Genomic DNA, 20977 nt, shown 5'->3' with positions numbered 1-20977 from the left:
ATATGCACCCAGTGATTCAAGAGAATATCTCATTCTTGGCGGCATTTTACAAGGGGCACCGAATTCCCTTGTGCATCTCATGCATAGGTTGCATTTTCCAAGAAACAATCCCATTGCATCTTCACTTTCAAGCATGTAAATCTCATTCATTAGCTTGACTTTCATCCGTTCGAATCTTTTCAAAACGAATTCCAATTCCTTTGGGGAAAATTCATGTTCCCTTTCTTCAGGAGAAAAGTCAATTTTAAAAGCAATAATCTTTAATTTATTGTAGGAATTCCACAATTCATCCACGTCAAAATCAAAAGGCGGATAATTCCAATTGTATCCCAACATTTCCTGCTCTTCGATGCAGAGTTTTGAGACCTCTTCAAAATCAACATATTTTTCATAATACTTAGAGACATCTACATCACAAGTGAGTTTCTTTATCTCTGACATGATTAATAATATAAAAATCGAATATAATAAAAGTTTCTATATTTAATATCTAAAGAGCATATTAACAATTAAAATAATCCTTATTTCTATTTAAATAGAAATTGATATAAATATAACTCAATATGCCTCCTACAGACATTCCCATTACCATTCCGGTATAGATTCCAACATCCGCCATATTGAATATGAATGCAAACAATCCGGAAAATAGTATTTCCAGAAGAAATCCTCTTAAAAATGTTAAACTCAGAGATATTGTTCCTTTACCCATCGCCTGGAAAAGATTTCCTGATAGAATACCAAACGGCATCAGCAGCAGGAAGAAACATAAAATATGCAGGCATTCAACAACCCTGTCCGATAGAACTGCAGCATTATTTGAATATGAGAAAATGAAGGACAGAGGCTCTGCAAATACGAACAGGAAAGCACAAATTATTACTGATGAAATCAATCCCAATTTTACACCATAGTTAAGGGCCGTTTTAAAGTTAACCAGATTGCGTGCCCCATAAGCCGCTCCGCCAACAGTCAGGGCAGCCATTCCAATACCGATTAATGGAGCAATACCCATTGCAACCAGCCTCCAAGTTGCAGAATATGCCGCAACAGCGATTGTTCCGGAAAGTATAGATAACCAGTAGTTCATTAGGATTGAAACGAATGAAAGGATGAACTGTTCCAAACTTGCAGGGATTCCGACTACAAGAATATCCTTATATATTCCAAAGTCGGTTTTATATTCGCTCATTTTAACTTCTAAAAAGCTGTCCCTTTTAAAAAACATCCAATACATCATTACAAACATTGGAAGAGTCCCCGATAAGACAGTTGCAACTGCCGCACCTCCAATGCCCCAATTGAAATAATAAATGAAAATAGGGTCCAATATCATGTTTATAACTGCAGTGGCAAGCAGAGGATATGATGCGCGTCTAATTTCACCCTGAGATCTGAAAATGGCTGCCATCATTGCAGGAAGAAATATTGAAAAGATCCCGCCAAGAACGATGCTTCCATAAATCATTGTCAAATCAATAACGTCGGCGGCTCCCATACGCATAAGAATCGGATTTAAAATAATCAGCATGAAAGCCGTGGTCAATACTGTCACTATTATGCTTAGCATTATTGAGTGAATTGCACTATTTCCAGCTTTTTGATATTCTTCAGCCCCAATATGTCTTGCAATTATACTATTCGAACCTGCGCCCAGACCGTTTGCAAATCCGACCATTGCCAAAAATAGAGGAGTCACATAACCGACTGCCGCAAGGGCATCAGGCCCCAATCCTGCAACCCAGACACCATCGATAATGTTGTTCAGCATCATGAATAAGTTAGAGATAATGATAGGTACTGCCAACTTATTTATTGCCTTTTTAGGATGATTAACTATTAATTCTATGTCTTCAGTTGTTTCCTGAGCCACCATATCACCTTACAATATATTGGCAAGGATTGAGAAAATCATCCAAAAATTTCAAATCAACATCTTCAATGTTAATGAACTCATAAGTATCAATTATATTCTTTTTAAGGTTTTTTCCGACTTTTATTAGACCAATGTGTTCGGCAGTGAAGATATGCTTAATCAGGTCAACTGCATTTGTGAATTCCCTTTCCTGTGTGTGGACCAGGAAATCCCCTTTAATATAACAGTTCTCACGACCATATTTGCCGACAAAATTCTCGCAGGCCTGTGTGATGAATACCTTAGGTCCCACATTAACCTTAACGTTATTTAACTTTGATGAAGCCATTTCCAAAAGAATTACGCAGGCATCTACCTCATCACTCCAGTAGTCCGCTTTGAACACATTGAATTCCTCACCATCCAGTTTTCTCTCCAGTGCCTGACAGGTTTTTCTAAGTTGGGGATGAAGAGTGTCCAGTGGAATATCCGGAATGTCAAATTTGAATGCAATCAAATCACTGTTTCTTTTTTTAAATTCGTTTAGAATGTCATTCCTATTTAGATTTTTTTCCAGAGGATAGAAATAATCCTTCTTGTTATCTGAAAACATATAGTTGCGTGCGGATTGGATAAATTCCGCCATCTTATCTAATCTTAATGCAGCACCGACATTGCGTTTTTCATCAGTGGGATCAATGACAATCAGCGGGTCTTTAAATTTTTTAGCTGTTCCATAGTTTTCAATATCAATCTCATGACCGAATTTCCAGTTGATTGCCGCTTTTAGAGTCTCTTCAAAGGTGCCATAATGAATAATCAACAATTCACACAGATAACCTGCAAATCCCCCAACCTTAAACTCTGAACCATAAGTGCCTGTCATTGCCATGAATCTTTTTAAAAGCAAAACTTCGTCTTCCTGATTTTCATTTAAATTAGCTTTAACATAACGGGTATGCAAGATTGTCCTGTCGACTGCTGATTTTAGCTGTTTTCCGTTTTCGATTGCATAGCAGGGAACAATGTCCACTTCACATCCTTCAATATCTGTTGTCACATAAGGATGTGATGCGAAATGATGCTGAGCAGTACTTCCGAACTCATCACAGCATTTATGTGCCAAGTCAAGACCAGTATCCTTTAAATATTTCTTTTCAGTATCCAATGGGAAGGCTATAAAGATATCAATATCCGATTTTCCTTTAAGTGCGGTATTTTTTGCAACAGAACCTACCAATGTCACATCAGCATCAATGCCTTCACTGTCACAGGCATCCTGCAAAAATCTCATTATGTTATTTGATACGCTATCAACATGATTTTTTTCTGCATCTGTTGGTTTGATATCCTTTAAAATAGCTTCATAATCCATATAATCACAATTCAAATACTGTTAAATCTTCATATATCGGCCCTTGAGGGGTCAAGGTTGATTTTTTAAGTGAAATTTTAGAAACTTCCATCTCACCAATTTCAAAATCGCTGAATTCCTCAATGACTGATTTGACTTTGTCCTTGTTTTTAGCTGATTTCATGCGCCCAATGGTCAGGTGAGTTGAGAATTTCTTATCCCTGTCAAATCCTAGACTGACAAATTCCTTATCCAACTTATCATGAAGGTCCCTTATGATTGAATCCTCATCAATACCTACCCAGATAACCTTTATATGATTCCTATTTGGAAATGCTCCGCAGCCCATGATTTTAATATTGAATGCATTGAAATCCTTTAATACATTAGCAATTGCCTCCTCAAGCAAATTCATACCGTTAGTGTCTATATCACCAAAGAATTTTAAGGTCAAATGCAGGTTTGTTAATTCCACATACTTGATTCTTGTGTCAATCTGCTTGAATTCCTTAATAATCTTATTGATTTTAGGTTTCAAATCATCATCCAAATCAATAGCAAGAAATGCTCTTACCTGTGACATTTAAACACCTACTGCTCTATAATTGTCTCATCTATTGCAATTCCAAAGTGTCTGGCATTTGATTCGATGTAGACTTTAACCTTATCTCCAGGTTTTACATCAGCTACAGACAAAGGTTCATCATTCTCGTCAACAATCCTGATAGTCTCGGCATTCTGGAGCAGAGTTCTGATAACTTGACCTTCATACTCCGCTTCAATAAGTATCAAAGGCCTTCTTTCAATCTTGCTTCTTCCGACATAAGCGGTTCTTGTTTCGCCGTCAGTATTGACAATCAATACCTCATCACCCGCTACGAGTTCAGAAAGGTACCTTGTTTTGTTTCCCGGAACCATCACATAAGCCTGAACAGGCCCTGCATTAACTCTGAATGGGCGTGATGCCACATATTCGCTTTCAAGAGATTCGGAATGTACCAGAAACATTGATTTTGAATAAGATCCTATGAGCATTCCTTCTCCAGGTTTCATCATGTCTGTGGTATCTACACATACCCTGTCGCCTGAACCCAATGGCTTTACGTTGGTTACTGTAGCAATCTTAAGTTCATATTTTGCTTGTGATGCCTCAACAACTTCTTGAGCTATCTTTTTAGTTTTATTGAAGTCATTGGCTTCAAAAATTACTCCGTCGGTTCCATGCTCAAGGGTTTCAAGTGCAACACGAGCACCATCAAGGTCACGTACTGCCGCAATTATCTCCACATCCACCTTCTGCAAGTCTGCAATGATGTTTTCAAGTGGAATGATTGTCCAGTCGGTTCCGACAAGAATAATGTAATCGACAATTTCACCAAGCTTAACTGCCAGCTGTTCATGTGCCTTATCAGTGATTATTATATATGCACATACTTTTTTTCCTTCGCTTTTTGCTTTTTTGGCATTTGCAATATCAACTGAATCGGTAAAGTCCTCATTCAAATCTAAAAATCCGTCTCCTTCACCATTTATTCCGACAAGATAGATATCAGCGTCATCACTATTGGAAACTATTTTCACATTTCCCAATTTTCTGATGTTTTCCATATCATCCAGGTCAAGAACATGGTCGATTCCTGACTCCAATGCTGTGGTAATCATTTCTTTTTTGTCTTCCCACACTTCATCGGGAGTTGATATCCAAGCGAATTTATTCTGCATCAAATCACCTATTTCAAGAATTCCAAAGCTTCGTCAACATCAAGGTCATGGTGAACTACTTCTGAGATTGCTCTTGTAATTTTTCCAGGGTTTTCTGCCTGGAACAGGTTGCGTCCAAATGCAACACCAGCACCGCCGACTTCAAGGGAATCCTTTACCATCTGCAACAGATCCTCATCTGTGTCGACTTTAGGACCTCCGGCGATTACTACCGGTACAATGGCTCCTTCAACAACATCTCTGAATGAATCAGGATCTCCTGTGTAGTTGGTTTTTACAATGTCCACTCCAAGTTCTGAACCTACACGTGCAGCGTGCTTAACGAATTCAACGTCGTGTTCATTTTCCACCTTCTGGCCTCTTGGGTACATCATCGCTAAAAGAGGCATTCCCCAGTAATCGCAGGTTTCTGCAATTTCACCTAATTCCTGCAACATCTGACTTTCGGTTTCAGAACCGAGATTTACATGAATGGAAACGGCATCTGCACCAAGCTGGATTGCTTTTTCAACGCTTGTTACAGTTACCTTGTCGTTTGGATCCGGTGCAAGAGAAGTACTTGCTGATAAGTGCACTATCAATCCTATGTCTTTTCCGTAACCACGATGACCCTGTTTTACTATTCCCTTATGCATGAGTATTGCATCTGCTCCTCCTTGGGAAATTTCTTCAACGGTTTCATCCATATCAATGATTCCCGGAATCGGTCCGCTTGATACACCATGATCCATAGGTGCAATAACGGTTCTTCCAGTATTTCTATTGATAATTCTTTCTAAACGAATTTTTTTACCTATCATTTTTAAAACCTCAATTTATAATATCTATATGATGATATATAATATTAATTGTACAAAAATATAGCAGTTGACATTTTTACATATTAGATTTTTTAAAAATAAATAAAAAAAATTAAACAAATATTAATTAAAATTGTATAAAATATTTAGTTATGAAGGTATAAATTAAATACCTTATATAATTTGCAAAATGAGAAATTATTCAGTCATTAAAAATTCAGTGAATAATGCACCCTGGGAAGTGCTTCTAATTACTTGATAACTATCGCGAATATAATATATCAGATATTGTCCGGCATCAGTAATCTCATAATAAGTAATTTTCTTGTTGTCTTTGACTTTTAAATCCCCTTTAATAAGTCCATTGTTTTCCATATCCCTTAAAATAGGATAGATTTTACTTGCAGAGGATTTTTTCAAAGACCCCACATCAATGAGATTTTCAAAGAATATGTCCAATTCCTTCATGATGCGATATCCGTGAATCGGACCGTTTTCCATAATAATCCACAGCATCAAAAAACGTGAAATTCCATTGACGGTATGCTGCACTATCTTGTCTTTTTTAATGAATGATGAATCCAGTGGCTTGTCCATAATCTAACCTAAAATTAAATAAAAATAAAGAAAATAAACTTTTCTCTATTTAGTGTATAATGTAATAAACTTTCACTTTTATAAGTGAATACCTATATGAGAAATCCTCATCAGGCCATTCCCATTTATTGTCATCATATTCAGTAAAATCAGTTAAAACAATCCTTTTACCAGTGTTTCTATCATTCAAGTAAAACTTAGCTTTGAGGATTTTAGTGGATTTGGCCTTTTTCAATACAACTTTAACATCCTGTTCATCATCGTCATATTTAATTTTCAATGATACAGTGTCTTTGCCTTTCAATACTTTTTTGGAATTTGGCTTAAGGGTTACCTTATAGGTTTTCCCCACAAAGATTTTGGAAGTGGTCTTTGCAACATCATAATTTTCATCAGCGGAAGTGATTACTACCTTATGTTTTCCGACTGTCAGGTTTTTTGTATTGAATTTCGCAATGCCATATGAATCTGTTTTGACTACATAGTTTTTGCCGTCAATCTTCAGATTTAACTTAGCATGCCTTATAGGAAGATCATCATCATATAAATCTTCAAGTGCTACAGTTAAATATCCTTTTTTCTTGTATTTTACTGCAACCGGCTTTACTCCTATTTTTGTTTTTATTTTAGACTTGTTTGTGACTTCACCTGTCTTTTTTACATCTTCATTTATAACTTTTTGAGTATTGGTAACCTTTTGAACATCTGCTGAAACCACATCAGTATCAATATCCGTATCAGGCATCTCCAATGCAACAATATCATCATCAGCCGCTGAGATTGCACCAACACTTAGAAATATCGTTATTGCGATAAGTAAAACTATTGACAATCCTTTAAAATTCATTTTTCTTACCCCCAAAATTAACATGAAAAATTCTCATGTCAAATTTTCGATGATAAATTATTATATTTTTATTAATATATAAGTTACTATTAAAAAATTTGATATAATGAACAATCAATCATCATTTTTTAAAGAGGGTGTCCAAAAGTCAAATTCCTTGATTAATGGAGGAATTCCAGAATCATGGTATGAATCAAGGTAACCTTCTTTTGAGACATAATTATCCTCACCACATTCAGCGGAGTTGAAGAATTCCAAAAGGCCACGATTTCTAATTATTGTATGTTTTGGCTTGAATGTAGAAGAATATATATAAAAAACCTTAAAAACAGTATCCGGATGGTATCCTCCTCCCAGATCAATTGCCAAAATATCGCAGGTTTGGACAATCTTATACGCTTCGGCCAAAACTTCATGCCTGCGGACATCACCAGAAATGAAATGCACATTTTCAATATTTTTCATTTTCCCAATCGCTTCTGGAGAATTGTCTATGGCTATGACATTGCAGGTTTCGGGCAGTATTTTAGTGGTGCCTCCAATGTGACACCCCAGTTCTATAACAGTATCCTCTTCATTAATCAAATCCAGGATATCCTTGCGGTATTTCTTAATATCATAGCTCAATTTAATCATAAGTTATCCCAACATTGTTAAGTTCACATATGTGCAGGCCTTCTATATCAAAGTTTTGGAAGGCATCTTCATTTTCTGCAATGGCGAATACAGTATTTCCAAGCATGGCCATGGAACTACCAAAAATATCATCCGATGAGTTAAAATTATCAACTAAATTTTTCACTTCGCCAGACATCAATTTTGTCTCATCGGCAAACCTGTATGAAAAGTCTAAAAAATTTCTAAGGGATGACTTTTCCTCAAAAAATTCCAGATACTTCAATCCCGCATCATATATTACTTGCTGATAGTGAGGATCCTGAATTATGCTTGAGGTTTCAATCCCTCCGAATGTCTTCCAGACTATAGAAGCCTCAGTTTCGAATGATTTTATCTCACCTATTCCTGGAGCGCCTGGACGAGTCCTTAAAACCATTCCTTGACCTGTTTGAGCTATTACATCCCCTAAACCTCCACCAAGATTTACTTCAGACATATGGGCAATCTGACCGCACAATTCAGTTGAATAACCCAAATCCAAATATTCATTCAAGGCAAGTGTCAGACTCAATGCCGAAGCGGCAGAGGTTCCAAAACCTGCTCCAATCGGTAGCTGAATATCCTGTACAATCTTAAAATCAGTATCAATTTCTAAAATTTTTAAAACTTCATCAATTACTGTTGAATCTCCCTGGTTTACATTGAATTTTAATTTATTTGAATGTGAAACAGTTGTTGTAACTCCATGTGACAATAAAATTCCGGCACCGCATGAACCCTTTTTTAGAGAAACTTCATGGTTTTCAATTGTAAAAAAGCCTGTAATGTGGCCAGGTACAAATACTGTATTTGACATATTTTATTATATGTTTTCAATTTAATTAAAATTTTTGACCTATTTCATAAGCCTTTTTAAGCTCCCCTGTTTTGTCATCTGCCTATAGCGCTAAAATTTTCATATTAATAATTAACAAAAAAGAGTCATTATAGTGTGTAAAAATAAGAAATTGAATAGAGAGGTTTATCTCCATTTTAAAAGAATTGAATAATTAATAATTTCTATTTGTTTTTACAGCACCCAAAAAAGAAATTTTTTATCTTTTTAGATGCTGATTTGCTGTTTTCCTTTTCTTTTTCCTGCCTTTCATGCATATGTCTTCTTGCTTCGACCATCTTGTCCATACTGATACCTCAAAGAAATTTAGTCATGCCTAAATATTACTTTGACCGGCATCATATATAAAGCTATTCCTTAATCCAAGCTTCAACCGTATCTTTTACATCATACACATTGGCACCGGGAATTGACAGACCATTTTTAATATCGCCACCATTGCATAATTTTTTCAAATCCCTTTGAGATGAACCAAAGCCAGATCCTTCATGGGTAACGAAAGGTTTGACTGTTTTACCGGTAAAATCCAATTTTTCGAGTTGGGTAAACATCGGCATCGGAAGTGTTCCCCACCAGTTTGGAAAACCTATGTAAATAGTATCATATCCATCAATATCATCTAAAGCATTTTTAATTTCAGGTCTTGCATCATTCTGTTGCTCTTTTTTTGCTACATCAATGCATTGCATATAATCTGCAGGATATTCATTTGCAGGTTCAACTTTAAATAAATCTGCACCATCCAATTCCTGAATATATTCAGCAATTACCTCCGTATTTCCCTTTTCAATGTTTTTAAGTTGGCCTCCAAAGTAGTTTTCACCGCTTCTGGAAAAATAAATTACTAAATCTGTCATTTTTTCACCTCAATATGTTGTCAGTTACAACAATCATAATATTAAAAAAAATAATTAAAAAAATAGTCAAAGGACTATTCTTTAATGGAACGTGCTAGTTCTGCACCTTTTTCAAATGCTTCAGCCAATACGTCTTCATCAGGTACAAACAAAACGTCCAAGGTATCAGTAACTGTAAATCCAGCTTCTTCAAGATCACGTTGGAGTTTTGCAATAGCTCCTCCACCCCATCCTTTGGATGAAAATATCAAAGCGTTTTTCTCGCTGCCTGTTCCTTTGAAGTTTACGCAGTCAAGCCAGTACATCATGTTACCTATTCTAGGGAACGGCTTGTTCATCATGGTAGGTGCACCGAGAGCGATAGCTTTTGAGTCCAAAATATCAGTAATCACATCATCCGGACCGTCTTCCTGCATGAAGTACATTCTGACTTCGACACCTTCACTCATGATACCTTCAGCTATCTGATATGCAAGCTTTTCGGTTGAGTGGTGCATTGTGTCATAGATTACAGTGACTTTGTCCTTGCATACGCCGGATGCCCATTCTGAGTATTTCTCAACGATAGGTCCAGGATTGGTCCAGATTTGACCGTGGCATGGTGCAATCATTTTGATTTGCTCCAAAAGTCCATTGTCGGTTAGCTCCTGAAGTTTCATCCTAAGCATTGGTGAGCCCAGGGTTACAAGGTTTGCATAGTATTTACGTGCCTCTTTTAAAAGATAATCCATTGAGTAATCCTTATCGAATCTTTTGGAGTGACATACATGCTGTCCGAATGCATCATTTGAGAATAAAATTCCCTCTTCAGCCAAAAATGTGAACATGCTGTCCGGCCAGTGAAGCATTGGCGCTGAGACGAACTTCAATGTTCTGCCGCCAATATCAATTTCATCACCAGTAGCAACCGCATTTATTTCCAGATCAGAGAAATTATGATATTGCGCTTCCAAAAAGTTAATACAGTTTTGTGATGCATAAATTTCAGCATCAGGATTGTATTTGTTAATAGTGTCTCTTAAGTAAGTTGAATGATCCATTTCAGAGTGGTTTTGCACAAACACATCAATCTTGATGTCCTTACCTTCTTGAGCAAATGCATCTTCAATTCTTGCATCCAATTGATTTTGCAATCCTGTATATGCATTATCAATCAGTACAGTTTTTTCCTCTCCAAATACCAAATATGCATTGTAAGTGGTACCAGGAATACCATATCCGTGGAAAGTTCTGCTGTTCCAGTGGATAACTCCTACCCAATATACACCATCAGTTATTTTTACGGCTTTTGCTTTCATATTATAACCTCAAAAATATTTTAAGTTATATAAATATATATTCTAGGTATTATATAAATTATCACATGACAAAAAGAATCGATTTACATATGCACAGTTTATTTAGTGATGGAGAATTATTGCCCTCTGAACTTGCAAGAAGAGCCTTGAAACTTGACCATGAGGCAATAGCTATTACAGACCATGTCGATTGGTCAAACGTTGACACAATACCTGCAATCCAGGATGCAATTGATGACATCAATGCAAACTGGAACATTACTGTCGTTTTGGGTGCTGAAGTTACCCATGCTCCATGCGAGTCAATCGACGGCATTGCCAAAAGGGCCAAAGATTTAGGAGCTAAAATCGTTGTTGTTCACGGTGAAACATTAAATGAACCGGTTACTCCCGGAACCAACCGTGCCGCCGTTGAATCAGAACATGTCGACATATTGGGCCATCCTGGTTTGATTACAAAAGAAGAGGCAGAAATCGCCCTTGAAAATGATATCTATTTAGAGATTTCCGCCCGTAAGGGTCACTGTTTGGGAAACGGCCATGTTGCAAGCATTGCACGTGAAGTCGGAAACAAGCTTTTGGTAAACACTGACACACACTCACCCGACAACATCATAACCTTTGACAAGTCATACCAGATTGCTTTAGGTGCAGGATTGAGCCATGAAGAAGCAATGAAAGCCATTGTAGATAATCCTCGAGAGCTACTTTCCAAAAAAGGAATATTATGAAGGCATCAAAACTGTTGAAAATCATCAGAAAGGACTTGGAAAACTATCCTATCGATTATTTGAAAAACAAGATTACCGATCCGAGATACAGGGACCCGTTAACTAAAAAACTTGCAAAGTACAATTCCGGCGTTTATGATGAGATATATTCAACAGAAATTGCAGAGGATTTTGAAATCAATGACAAAGTGATAAAAAATATACGCTCGGATATCGGATTTTATTTCGACAGGTACGCAGGCGGAGACGACATCAATAAACGTTTCACAGAAAACATCTCACTATACCTGGCACTGATTGCTAAAAAGCCTCTTCACCCATTCAGTCTGGACAAAAAGGACGATGTTTATTTTGATGAAGGAAATTATTACTGCAAAACACGTATAACCGCAATCCATGATGAAAGGTCTCTTTGCAGATACTGCATATGTAAAAATGTCAGCTTTCAGATGATGTTTTGAATTCCTCATAATCCCTTGATGATAAAACATCCAAAAAGAACTTCTTTTTTATCGGACCCAATTGGTCAAGAAAGTCCCAGTAATACGGGCCCATTTTAATTTCTTCGTAGTCCTTTTTAATTAAATCGAACATGTGAGGTTTGCATTTTAATGGCATGTCCCTTAATGCAAATCGAGGACCATTAATTTTGTAGGCAAGCAGGTCAAACTTATATGCATCATACCATCCATTTTCAATAAAGATGTCCATTAACACCTGGCCAGCCCTGACGGTGTCGAAGAATTTCTCATCAACCACATGAGTTATTGACTCATCATGCTTTCTTCTGTAATACAGATGCCTTTTGATAATTGAAATCCTTTTAGCCTTAAGATAGACATAGTAAAAGAAAGGCATATCCTCAAAGAATATTCCCTCGGGAAATCTGGCATCAATACTTCTTAAGAATTCCCGATTATAAATTTTTTGACAAACCCCCACCGACAAATCAAAAATGGAACCTGGAGTTTGGCTAGGTTCAAAAACCCTATCCTTGAATGAATCGTCAAATGACTTCAGGCTAAACCAATCGTTTTCATAGACTTCGCCGTTATTGTAGTTGATCATCTGAAAAAAAGTCAAGTCGGTATTGTTTCTAGAGGCCTCGCCATAGGCGATTTCAAGCAGATTTTCGCTGTACCAGTCATCTCCATCCAGAAATGCAATATAGTCTCCAGAAGCAATATCCAAGGCATTGTTACGAGAAGCGCCAGGACCCTGGTTAGTCTGAAAAATAGTCTTAATTCGTGAATCATCAAATGAGTTAATAATCTCTGAGGTAGCATCAGTTGAACCGTCATCGACTATAATTAACTCAAAATCATCGAGGGTCTGATTCAAAACGCTTTCGATAGCTTTTTTAATATATTTTTCTTCGTTATATACTGCCAGAATAACAGAAACTTTAACCATAATATCCTGATTATTTCTAAAATAATTGAATGTTAATCACTTTTTGTTTGCGATTATTATTTATTCGCTCTTGACTGCTTCATCAATGTAAAAGCTTCCAACAAATCGAGATCTTCCTTAGTTGTGATTTTGAGATTATACTGATTGGATTTAGACAGGTAAAGCTCACGGCCCATCAGATACATTAATGTTGTGGTATGAGGCTCAACCTTATCGATCAAGTCCTTTTCAATTGCTTCCTCATATAGTTGTGTCACATAGCTAAACTTAAATCCCTGAGGAGTGTTTAGGATAAGCACCTCATCCCTGTCAATCCAGTTGAGTGACTTGTCCCCATCATTACTTCCCAAAAGCAAAAGGGAAGACATTGCAGGTGAGGAATTACCATGCTTTTTGGCGACACGAATGGAATCACTGATAACGTCTGCACTTGTAAACGGGGAAGCTCCATAGTGAACCAGAACAATGTCATCGTCATCCAGCTTTCCTTTCAGGTTGTTTATTCCGTTTATGACGGAATGCTGAAAATCAGCACCACCTTCAGTAATCCATTTGACCTTATCGAGATTATACTCTTCAACCAAACCTTTCAAATAATCGATGTGGCTTTTTACGCAAACCACTTCAATCGCATCAATTTCCGGATGGTTTTGGAATAATTCAATTGTATAAACTAAAACGGGTTTTCCTAAAACCTCAACAAATTGTTTTGGCCTGTCTGCCCCCATACGAGTGCCTACACCGCCAGCTAAAATAATCGGTACGTTCATAATTTTATACTCCTTAAAAAAAAAATAATATGAAAGAGGAATTAATTAGAATGCCAAATCATAATTCCTTATAACTTTCTAAAACATCATCAATATGATCTTCAATATATCTAAATGAGGTCAAAAGGAAGAAACCATTTTCTTCACCCATACTTGCCCTGAATAAAGGCCAACTGATCCAGTAAAGAGCGGTTACAATTGACTGACCCATTACATGTCTGTGTTCCAAAGGAGTCAATTCGCGTCCATAGTATTCCCTTAAAATGAATTCAATGGTTTCATCATCAAAATCATATCTGGTTATAAGGCCGCAGATATCATTTGCAGGGTCATTAACGCTTGAATACTCCCAATCAATTAGGAAAAATTCTCCTCTGGAAGTAGGAAGAAGATTAGGGTAATAAATGTCATGATGGCTGACAACCAAATCGATGCCGTATTTTTCTCTTTCAGCCTTAACGAGTTCATCAACCTTGTCAATCTTATCGAACATGTCCTTGAACTCTGCAAACAAATCTCCTTTTGTTGCACAGGCAAGTTTGATTAATTTTTTACCTTCTTTTACTGTATCAAATTCCTGAATTTCATCGGTTACAGGAATTTCCTGGGTTTTGTGGATGGCATCCATCAGCTGACGGCGATGATCATCATTGAACAAATCAAACTCAACAATATCATCAATGAAATAGGAAATTTTCCATCCTTCAGGGTCGATATAAATCAGAGAGTCGTCAATGCCTAATTTTTTAGCGTAGTTTTGTGAGTAAACCTCATTGCTTCTTTTTGAATAGTATTTGTCACTTCCACCGGGATGTCTGTAGACATAATCAATATCATTTACTGTGAACTTGAAGGAAACGTTTGTGAATCCTGCGTTGATGATTTCAATATTGTTGATGTCATTTGGATGGCATTCAAAGACCTGACAGATATTTTCAACGATTTCAGAATCAACATTCAATAGGAAATCTGAATCGAAATCCCTAAGGTCATCAACGCTGTCGAATTCCAATATTGAACCTTCCTCAAACTCTTTTACGAACAGTGTAAGTTCATCAATATGCTTTGTGTAAAAGTCTTCCCAAAACATGTTGGTTATGCCAAAGTCATCAATTTCGGCTTCCAGAAGTTCCCTGAACTTTTGTGAGAAGTTTTCGTTGAAATAGGCATGACCTATCATTGCCTGAGAATCGCTGCCTCCCATGTGGCATTTGGTTATGACTCCCGCATCGGAATAGTCGATGGAATACTCCCTGAAATTGCCGGTTAAAAATGTTGAGGCACGGTAAGACTGATTCAGCTCGTTATCCTCAATGAACGGATTTTCTAAAAAGTAGTGATCGGCACAGCATATGAAAGTATTTTCCAGGTATTCACGAGCCATATACATGGAATATATATTTCCAAACTTCATATAAGTGTTATTTGTAACCAGTTTAACTTCAGGATATTTTCTTTCAAGATAAAAGAATTTTTCTTCCATATATCCTATAACAACAATAATGTCTTCAATTCCAGCTTCAATAAGCTGTTCAATTTGTCTTTCGATTAAAATTTCACCCTTTACACTGAAAAGACCCTTAGGTTTTTCATAGGTAAACGGCGCTATACGATTAGATTTACCAGCCGCTAAAATAATTGCATTTTTTTTAATAAAAATCACCCCGATTTTATAATTATTTTGGAATTAATTTTATATATATTTATTTACTCGTTAATTGGAAAAATTTGCTTTAATCATATATTTGAAAATGATTTTAAATCTAAGTTATTCTTTCATTGAGATAATAATAACCAATAGAGTGAACCTTTCTATAATTATCATCTTTATATGGCCCTTCAAACGTGATGACATAATCATACTTGTCTGGGTCTAATTCATCAACATCTTCACCTAATTTATCTATATCCTTATTTAAATACCATTCAAAATATCTTATATCCCAAAGGGTTATTATCTCTTTTGATTGATAATCCGGGTCATATTCTTTTATGAAATCACATAATTCAATTATCTGCACACCATTTTCATTAACTTCAACTGTATTAGTAAAGTTAAATGCAAAGAATAAACAGACAATAATAAATATTATTGGAACGGCCTTAGACAATTTAATTCTGAAATCTGATTTAGAAGCAATGGATTCTTTATTTAATTTTTTTAGTAAAGTGTCATTATCATCAAAACCATCACGAATAAACTCACAGATATAATCAAAAGAATATATTACAAGATATACAAAACCAGGAAATGCCGGTAGAATATACCTAACACATTTTATATCAATGAATGAAACTACAAGGAAATAGAATAAAAATAATGCAACGCATAAAATTGAAAATGAAAATTTATCTTTATCAATAGGCAATTCTCTCATTAAAGACATTAAGATAACAAATACTGCAAAAAAACAAATTATAGCATATAAATAAGTAATTTTAAATGAAAAACGTGCTAAGATTATCAAGAAAATCATGGAAAGAATTAATATCCCCCTTGAATAATTGTTCCTATACTCCAATTTTTCTAAATTATTTTTAAAGAAATTAATATTTTTAAGACAGTTGATGCCTTTTAGAATTAATCCAGAGGCTAAAATACCCATAATTAAATATGCCAAGAATGACGGTTGTTTGAACTTTTCTAGAAATACTTTTCCGAATACAATATGATTACAGGACAATAATTTTAAAAAATGTTTAACAAAAAACCATTTATCCGGTTTAAAGGCAGCACCTACATGGTCATGATATCCTCCAAGTGAACCTTGAGCAAATGAAAAGTACCCTATTTGCACATTATGGGACAATAAAACCTGGAAAACAATCATGAATATTGAAAATGATACGCCAACAGCAAGCACCATCCATTTTAATTCCCTACTTTTAACGAATGAAATTATTTTGCTTTTAAATGCTCCCCTATCATGGAACAAACACTCTATTAAATTAATCACATCGTACTTTTTGAGAATATATAGAATTATTAGAATAAAAATAAATGCATTCGTAAATCTGATAAAAAAGGAAATCGAAAATGAAATTGCAACCAATATATAATATTTAGGGTCTTTATCAACTGCAGCAATCGTGAAAACCAATGTCCACAATAACATTGCAACAGCAGGAACATCCAACATACCATTTGCATAATAAAATAATGTTAATGATAAACTACTGTATAGGATTGATCCTGAAAGGGATAACAGCGGAGTGAACACTCTCCTTAATAGCGTATATAATCCAAATATTCCAACAATACCAAAAAAAGCACTTACATATATAATTGCATATGCATTGACATATCCCAATCTAAAGAATAGTGATGTTAAAAACAGAATCACTGGAGAATTTTGAATCCAAACAGGGTCTGAAATATGATTTACATTTAAATCCGCTAAATCTAGGGCTCCGGCCAAATAGACTGAAACATCAGAACTGAAAGCGCCACGACCCATATGGAATTTAGTCATTATTACTGTTAAAGCTATGCTAAAACAGAATAAAAAAATTAAATATTTCTTATCATCTGCATTCAAATTAATGTCATTCAAAAAATTCTTAAAACTCATAAATATTCCTAATCAACAATTTTCTAAAAAAGTTAATTGCAATCATATTTAACGGATAAATCTTAATTAAATTAATAATTGCATATGCATTTAGTCTTATTTTTAATTTAATGTAATATATATTTTTTGAAAAAAATACTGAATACGGACAAAAATGGGATTAAAAACTTTCTAAAGAGTAAAATTCACTTTTTAAATAAATTGGAAATTTTTCTAAAGATTTCAGTTTTTTTCGAACTTGAAGAATTCAACATTGAGGCATTTAATTTATTATTTTTTTCAAGTTTTCTCTCATCTTTGGACAATTGATCAATTTCATTTACAGTTGCATTGAATAAAACATTTTTCATCAACTCTTCCCATTTATATCCTGTGCTTGAAGTTGAAAAATTATTTTTAATCTTTTCACGAGCATTAATCCCCAAATCAATAGCAATTTGTGGATTATCCAATAATCTTATCATTTCATTGGCTAATTGGTCAATATTTCCCTTTTGAACTATTATTCCATCCTTTCCATTAGTTATGACATCTTTAGGACTGTATTTGAAATCATAACATATTACAGGTGTTGCATTTGCCATAGATTCCAATAGCGCAAGTGGCAAACCCTCATGTTTTGAAATAATTAGGGTGCATAATGATTTCTGCATCTCAACATTAACATCAGCCAAAAATCCCTTGAAAAATACATGATCTTCAAGATGCAATTGCTCAACTAATTTTTTTAACATTTCCAGCTCGGATTTTTCATTATCGGTTAATGCTCTTCCATAAATTTCCAATATTGCATCAGGTTTTGTATCACAAACTATCTTGAATGCGGATATCGCATCAGCAATTTGTTTTTCAGGAGAAATTCTGGAAAATATTCTGATTTTATTGACCTCTTTAGAAGCCAAATCAGTCTGCAATAATTCATCTGGAATAAAATTGGGTATTACAGTAAACTTATCCTGATGAAGTTCATTGATCAAATCATCTTTTACCTCATTTGTTAAAACAACAAGCGTTTCCAAATCATTTAAATGACTTAAATGATTTATTCTTGGACTGATATAATCTATAGGCTCATTATCTAAAACATATGGATTTCCATGCATTACTCCAATTTTATATACATCCTCTTTAACTCCATTCATGTTATAATAATGAGAAGTGCTGTCACAGAATAAAAACGGTTTATCCTCAATCGAACAGATCTCATCCATAAAATAATATAGAAAATCATTAATTTCTCTGAATTTAATATACTTATCAGAATTTCTATCATGTAAAATAAATCTGTCTCTACCCTTTTTTCTTTTAGTAATTAAATATCTGAAACCATCACGAGTAAAAAATTCTTGCTTAAAATTTTTCTGAAATTTTCTATAAACTAAAACATTATCGATGAACAATTCAGATTTAACAATTGTATCAAACAACTGATTTTCATAATAATCAATAGTAATCGACCTATCATTGTTTTCAGTTATTTTAATAAATAGATTATCATCATTTTTTAAATCTTGAAAATCAGTATAACTGCAATCATCATCTAAACAATTCTTTTTAGAATAATACTCATAAACATTGATGAAATTAACATTTCGTGACAAAACTCCTGACTCATGAAACATGTCCAAAATAAAATCAAAGTTTTTTATTAAATCAAAACTAACTAAATTTACGCAATAATCCTTACCTGCCAAATAATTAGCACGTTTAAATATAGAATTGGTTATTCCTCCAAATTCTATATTAAAATCCTCGAAAATAAAAAATAATTCTTTATTTTTAATAATATTTTCTATTTGACTTTCATATTTCAGGCTCATTTAATCACACTAATTATCTTTATTATTTTTAAATAAATTTAAAATATTTCAAATTTACCGTGCTTTAGAGGTAAGAATATCATTCTTTTTATTTTTCAATTTAGTTATCTTTTTAATTAATTTCTTATTTTCCTTTTCAAGACGTTTATTTTCATTTTTTATATTAAAAATCTCAATTTTCAAATCAAATTCCATATGACTTTTTGAAAAGATAAAACTCCTAAAAATATAGCGATATCTATTATCTAACTTATCCAGGATATCACGTTCATATTCCTCTTCAAAATCTTTAAAATCATGATTTAGTTTAGTGAAAAACTCCTCCTTAAATTCCAAACCAACATCAGAATATCTAATTAAACCTAAATCTATCTTTTTTTGAGCCAATCCGACTTTCAATTCCTCATAAACCCCAACTTCTTTAGCTAAACTAATAATCCTATTTAAAATTATTATTGAATCCGCAAATTTTATAGTTTTTGTGGTTGTGATTGAATTCGATCTGATTCTTCTGTTGTATAGGTGTTTATCATAGATTGAAACTTTTTTAGCTTTAATAAGGGCATTTGCAAAAAATAAATTATCTTCAAAGATTAGGTTTTCGGGAAAAGTTAAGTCTTTTATTAAATCCTTTTTAAAAAATTTTCCTGATGCTGAAACAGCAAAATTTAAAACATTTGCCCCAATTTCAGAAAAATTGAAAATTTTACCATACCAATCCTTTAAAGATTCCATTTCATAATATTCTGAAGTGTACTTTTCTCCAGTTTCATCATCGAAATTCATTAGTTTAAATACCAATAAATCCAAATCGTCCCTTTCAGATATGGTATAAAGTTCTTCAAAAGCAGTTAACTCCAAATAATCGTCAGAATCCATAAAATAAATATATTTGCCTTTTGATATTTTCATACCATTATTACGAGTAATTGAAAGACCACTATTGTCTTGACTGAAAACAGATATCCTGTCGTCCAATTTTTCATATTCATTTAGAATATCTAAGGAACTATCGGTTGAACCATCGTTAATGCAGATTATTTCAATATCCCTAAATGTCTGATTAACTACGCTGTCCAAGCATTCTCTTAAATATTTTTCAGTGTTGTAAACCGGGACAATAACAGAAATCTTAACCAAAAACAATCTCTCCATTTAAAGGTTTGAATTTAAAATTGAATAACACTTTTTCATAACTCGTTTATTGATTAACCTGTTTTTCCAGACAGGATAATTCTCAAGGGTATTCATTGTATTTTTTATAACGACTTCGGTTGGATTAATCTCAAAGTTAAATACGAATTTTTCTATTTTATACTTCATGAATTTCTCTATAAATCTTAAATTGTTGGCCAAGTATTTTCTATAGTTTGACTTGAAGTCGTCAAATGAATAGGAGTAAACCACCAATAAATACTTGTCAATTATATCATCAGTAATTGCAAAGGTATCATATATATTGAATGTCAAGAATTTCTTGTTTGCTTTAATGTAAAATTCTTCAGAGTCCCGTTTAATAATAAAATAGAAATATGCTGGAACAATGAATCTCACATAGTTAAAATCACATTCATCAAAAGTCGGATTTTCTATACCGAACATCTCATCAAATAGTTCATAAATCTCTTCATTATAGATGCATTCGTCCCTTGTTAAATACCTGAATAAATGAATTTTATAGAAATCTGACAAATCCTTAAGACCTCCGTCAGCCAATATATCACAGGTATCCTTAAAATGTTGGATGTATCCCCTTAGCTTTTCAGGAGTGTTAATTTTATTTTCAGCACCTCCTGCAACTAGAAAGTGATGACCGTATAAGCTTACG

The 20977-nt window shown here is 34.3% G+C and carries 22 protein-coding genes; 2 read left to right on the top strand and 20 right to left on the bottom strand.

Annotated elements, in window-relative coordinates; translation table 11 throughout:
• The 13 genes from ACJMLO_RS05775 to ACJMLO_RS05715 all read right to left on the bottom strand — a co-directional run.
• A partial coding sequence (locus ACJMLO_RS05775; protein WP_405294819.1) for a DUF2284 domain-containing protein occupies positions 1-441 on the bottom strand: 441 nt, incomplete at its 3' end.
• A gap of 61 nt (positions 442-502) precedes the next feature.
• The gene (locus ACJMLO_RS05770) at positions 503-1873 is read right to left on the bottom strand and encodes an MATE family efflux transporter (RefSeq protein ID WP_405294817.1); all 1371 of its coding nucleotides are present in this window, start codon (positions 1871-1873) and stop codon (positions 503-505) included.
• A 4-nt stretch (positions 1874-1877) separates the two neighbouring features.
• Entirely contained in the window at positions 1878-3230 is a 1353-nt protein-coding gene (gene cca / locus ACJMLO_RS05765; protein ID WP_405294815.1) for a CCA tRNA nucleotidyltransferase, read from the bottom strand.
• 4 nt (positions 3231-3234) lie between these two features.
• A complete protein-coding gene (gene thpR / locus ACJMLO_RS05760; protein ID WP_405294813.1) occupies positions 3235-3792 on the bottom strand; it encodes an RNA 2',3'-cyclic phosphodiesterase in 558 nt (185 codons plus the stop codon).
• 8 nt (positions 3793-3800) lie between these two features.
• On the bottom strand, positions 3801-4931 hold the full coding sequence (locus ACJMLO_RS05755) for a 3-dehydroquinate synthase II (RefSeq protein ID WP_405294811.1): 1131 nt from the start codon (positions 4929-4931) through the stop codon (positions 3801-3803).
• Between the two features lie 8 nt (positions 4932-4939).
• Positions 4940-5731, bottom strand: a complete 792-nt coding sequence (locus ACJMLO_RS05750) for a 2-amino-3,7-dideoxy-D-threo-hept-6-ulosonate synthase (protein WP_405294809.1) — start codon at positions 5729-5731, stop codon at positions 4940-4942.
• 198 nt (positions 5732-5929) lie between these two features.
• Positions 5930-6328, bottom strand: coding sequence for a PadR family transcriptional regulator (locus tag ACJMLO_RS05745; protein WP_405294807.1), 399 nt, complete (start codon positions 6326-6328; stop codon positions 5930-5932).
• A gap of 49 nt (positions 6329-6377) precedes the next feature.
• Positions 6378-7175, bottom strand: coding sequence for a hypothetical protein (locus ACJMLO_RS05740; protein WP_405294805.1), 798 nt, complete (start codon positions 7173-7175; stop codon positions 6378-6380).
• 114 nt (positions 7176-7289) lie between these two features.
• Positions 7290-7811 (bottom strand): SAM-dependent methyltransferase, encoded by a 522-nt coding sequence (locus ACJMLO_RS05735; protein ID WP_405294803.1) that lies wholly within the window; start codon positions 7809-7811, stop codon positions 7290-7292.
• On the bottom strand, positions 7804-8649 hold the full coding sequence (locus ACJMLO_RS05730) for a pantoate kinase (RefSeq protein ID WP_405294801.1): 846 nt from the start codon (positions 8647-8649) through the stop codon (positions 7804-7806). Before ACJMLO_RS05730 ends, ACJMLO_RS05735 begins: the two co-directional genes overlap by 8 nt.
• A gap of 203 nt (positions 8650-8852) precedes the next feature.
• Positions 8853-8975 (bottom strand): hypothetical protein, encoded by a 123-nt coding sequence (locus ACJMLO_RS05725; protein ID WP_405294799.1) that lies wholly within the window; start codon positions 8973-8975, stop codon positions 8853-8855.
• Between the two features lie 63 nt (positions 8976-9038).
• A complete protein-coding gene (locus ACJMLO_RS05720) occupies positions 9039-9545 on the bottom strand; it encodes a flavodoxin (protein ID WP_405294797.1) in 507 nt (168 codons plus the stop codon).
• 74 nt (positions 9546-9619) lie between these two features.
• Positions 9620-10843 (bottom strand): FprA family A-type flavoprotein, encoded by a 1224-nt coding sequence (locus tag ACJMLO_RS05715; RefSeq protein WP_405294795.1) that lies wholly within the window; start codon positions 10841-10843, stop codon positions 9620-9622.
• Positions 10844-10908: 65 nt separating this feature from the next.
• Between ACJMLO_RS05715 and ACJMLO_RS05710 the strand changes: the two genes are divergently transcribed.
• Positions 10909-11574 carry a histidinol phosphate phosphatase domain-containing protein gene (locus ACJMLO_RS05710; protein WP_405294793.1) on the top strand — a complete coding sequence of 222 codons (666 nt, stop codon included), beginning with the start codon at positions 10909-10911 and terminating at the stop codon, positions 11572-11574.
• Positions 11571-12035, top strand: coding sequence for a DUF2115 family protein (locus ACJMLO_RS05705; RefSeq protein WP_405294791.1), 465 nt, complete (start codon positions 11571-11573; stop codon positions 12033-12035). The genes ACJMLO_RS05710 and ACJMLO_RS05705 overlap by 4 nt, the downstream gene beginning before the upstream one ends.
• Here the strand turns inward: ACJMLO_RS05705 and ACJMLO_RS05700 are convergent.
• The 7 genes from ACJMLO_RS05700 to ACJMLO_RS05670 all read right to left on the bottom strand — a co-directional run.
• Complete coding sequence (locus ACJMLO_RS05700; RefSeq protein ID WP_405294789.1) at positions 12013-12987, bottom strand: glycosyltransferase family 2 protein; 975 nt, start codon at positions 12985-12987, stop codon at positions 12013-12015. The genes ACJMLO_RS05705 and ACJMLO_RS05700 overlap by 23 nt on opposite strands.
• Positions 12988-13043: 56 nt before the next feature.
• Entirely contained in the window at positions 13044-13757 is a 714-nt protein-coding gene (locus tag ACJMLO_RS05695) for an IspD/TarI family cytidylyltransferase (RefSeq protein WP_405294787.1), read from the bottom strand.
• 58 nt (positions 13758-13815) lie between these two features.
• Complete coding sequence (locus tag ACJMLO_RS05690) at positions 13816-15420, bottom strand: NTP transferase domain-containing protein (RefSeq protein ID WP_405294785.1); 1605 nt, start codon at positions 15418-15420, stop codon at positions 13816-13818.
• A gap of 100 nt (positions 15421-15520) precedes the next feature.
• Positions 15521-17296, bottom strand: coding sequence for a glycosyltransferase family 39 protein (locus tag ACJMLO_RS05685; protein ID WP_405294783.1), 1776 nt, complete (start codon positions 17294-17296; stop codon positions 15521-15523).
• 218 nt (positions 17297-17514) lie between these two features.
• Positions 17515-19149, bottom strand: coding sequence for a glycosyltransferase (locus ACJMLO_RS05680; RefSeq protein ID WP_405294781.1), 1635 nt, complete (start codon positions 19147-19149; stop codon positions 17515-17517).
• Between the two features lie 54 nt (positions 19150-19203).
• A complete protein-coding gene (locus ACJMLO_RS05675; RefSeq protein WP_405294779.1) occupies positions 19204-20304 on the bottom strand; it encodes a glycosyltransferase family 2 protein in 1101 nt (366 codons plus the stop codon).
• A partial coding sequence (locus tag ACJMLO_RS05670) for a hypothetical protein (protein ID WP_405294777.1) occupies positions 20305-20977 on the bottom strand: 673 nt, incomplete at its 5' end.

This window comes from Methanobrevibacter sp., assembly GCF_045120835.1.
Lineage (GTDB): Archaea > Methanobacteriota > Methanobacteria > Methanobacteriales > Methanobacteriaceae > Methanocatella.
This window is presented reverse-complemented; position numbering and strand designations above follow the sequence as displayed.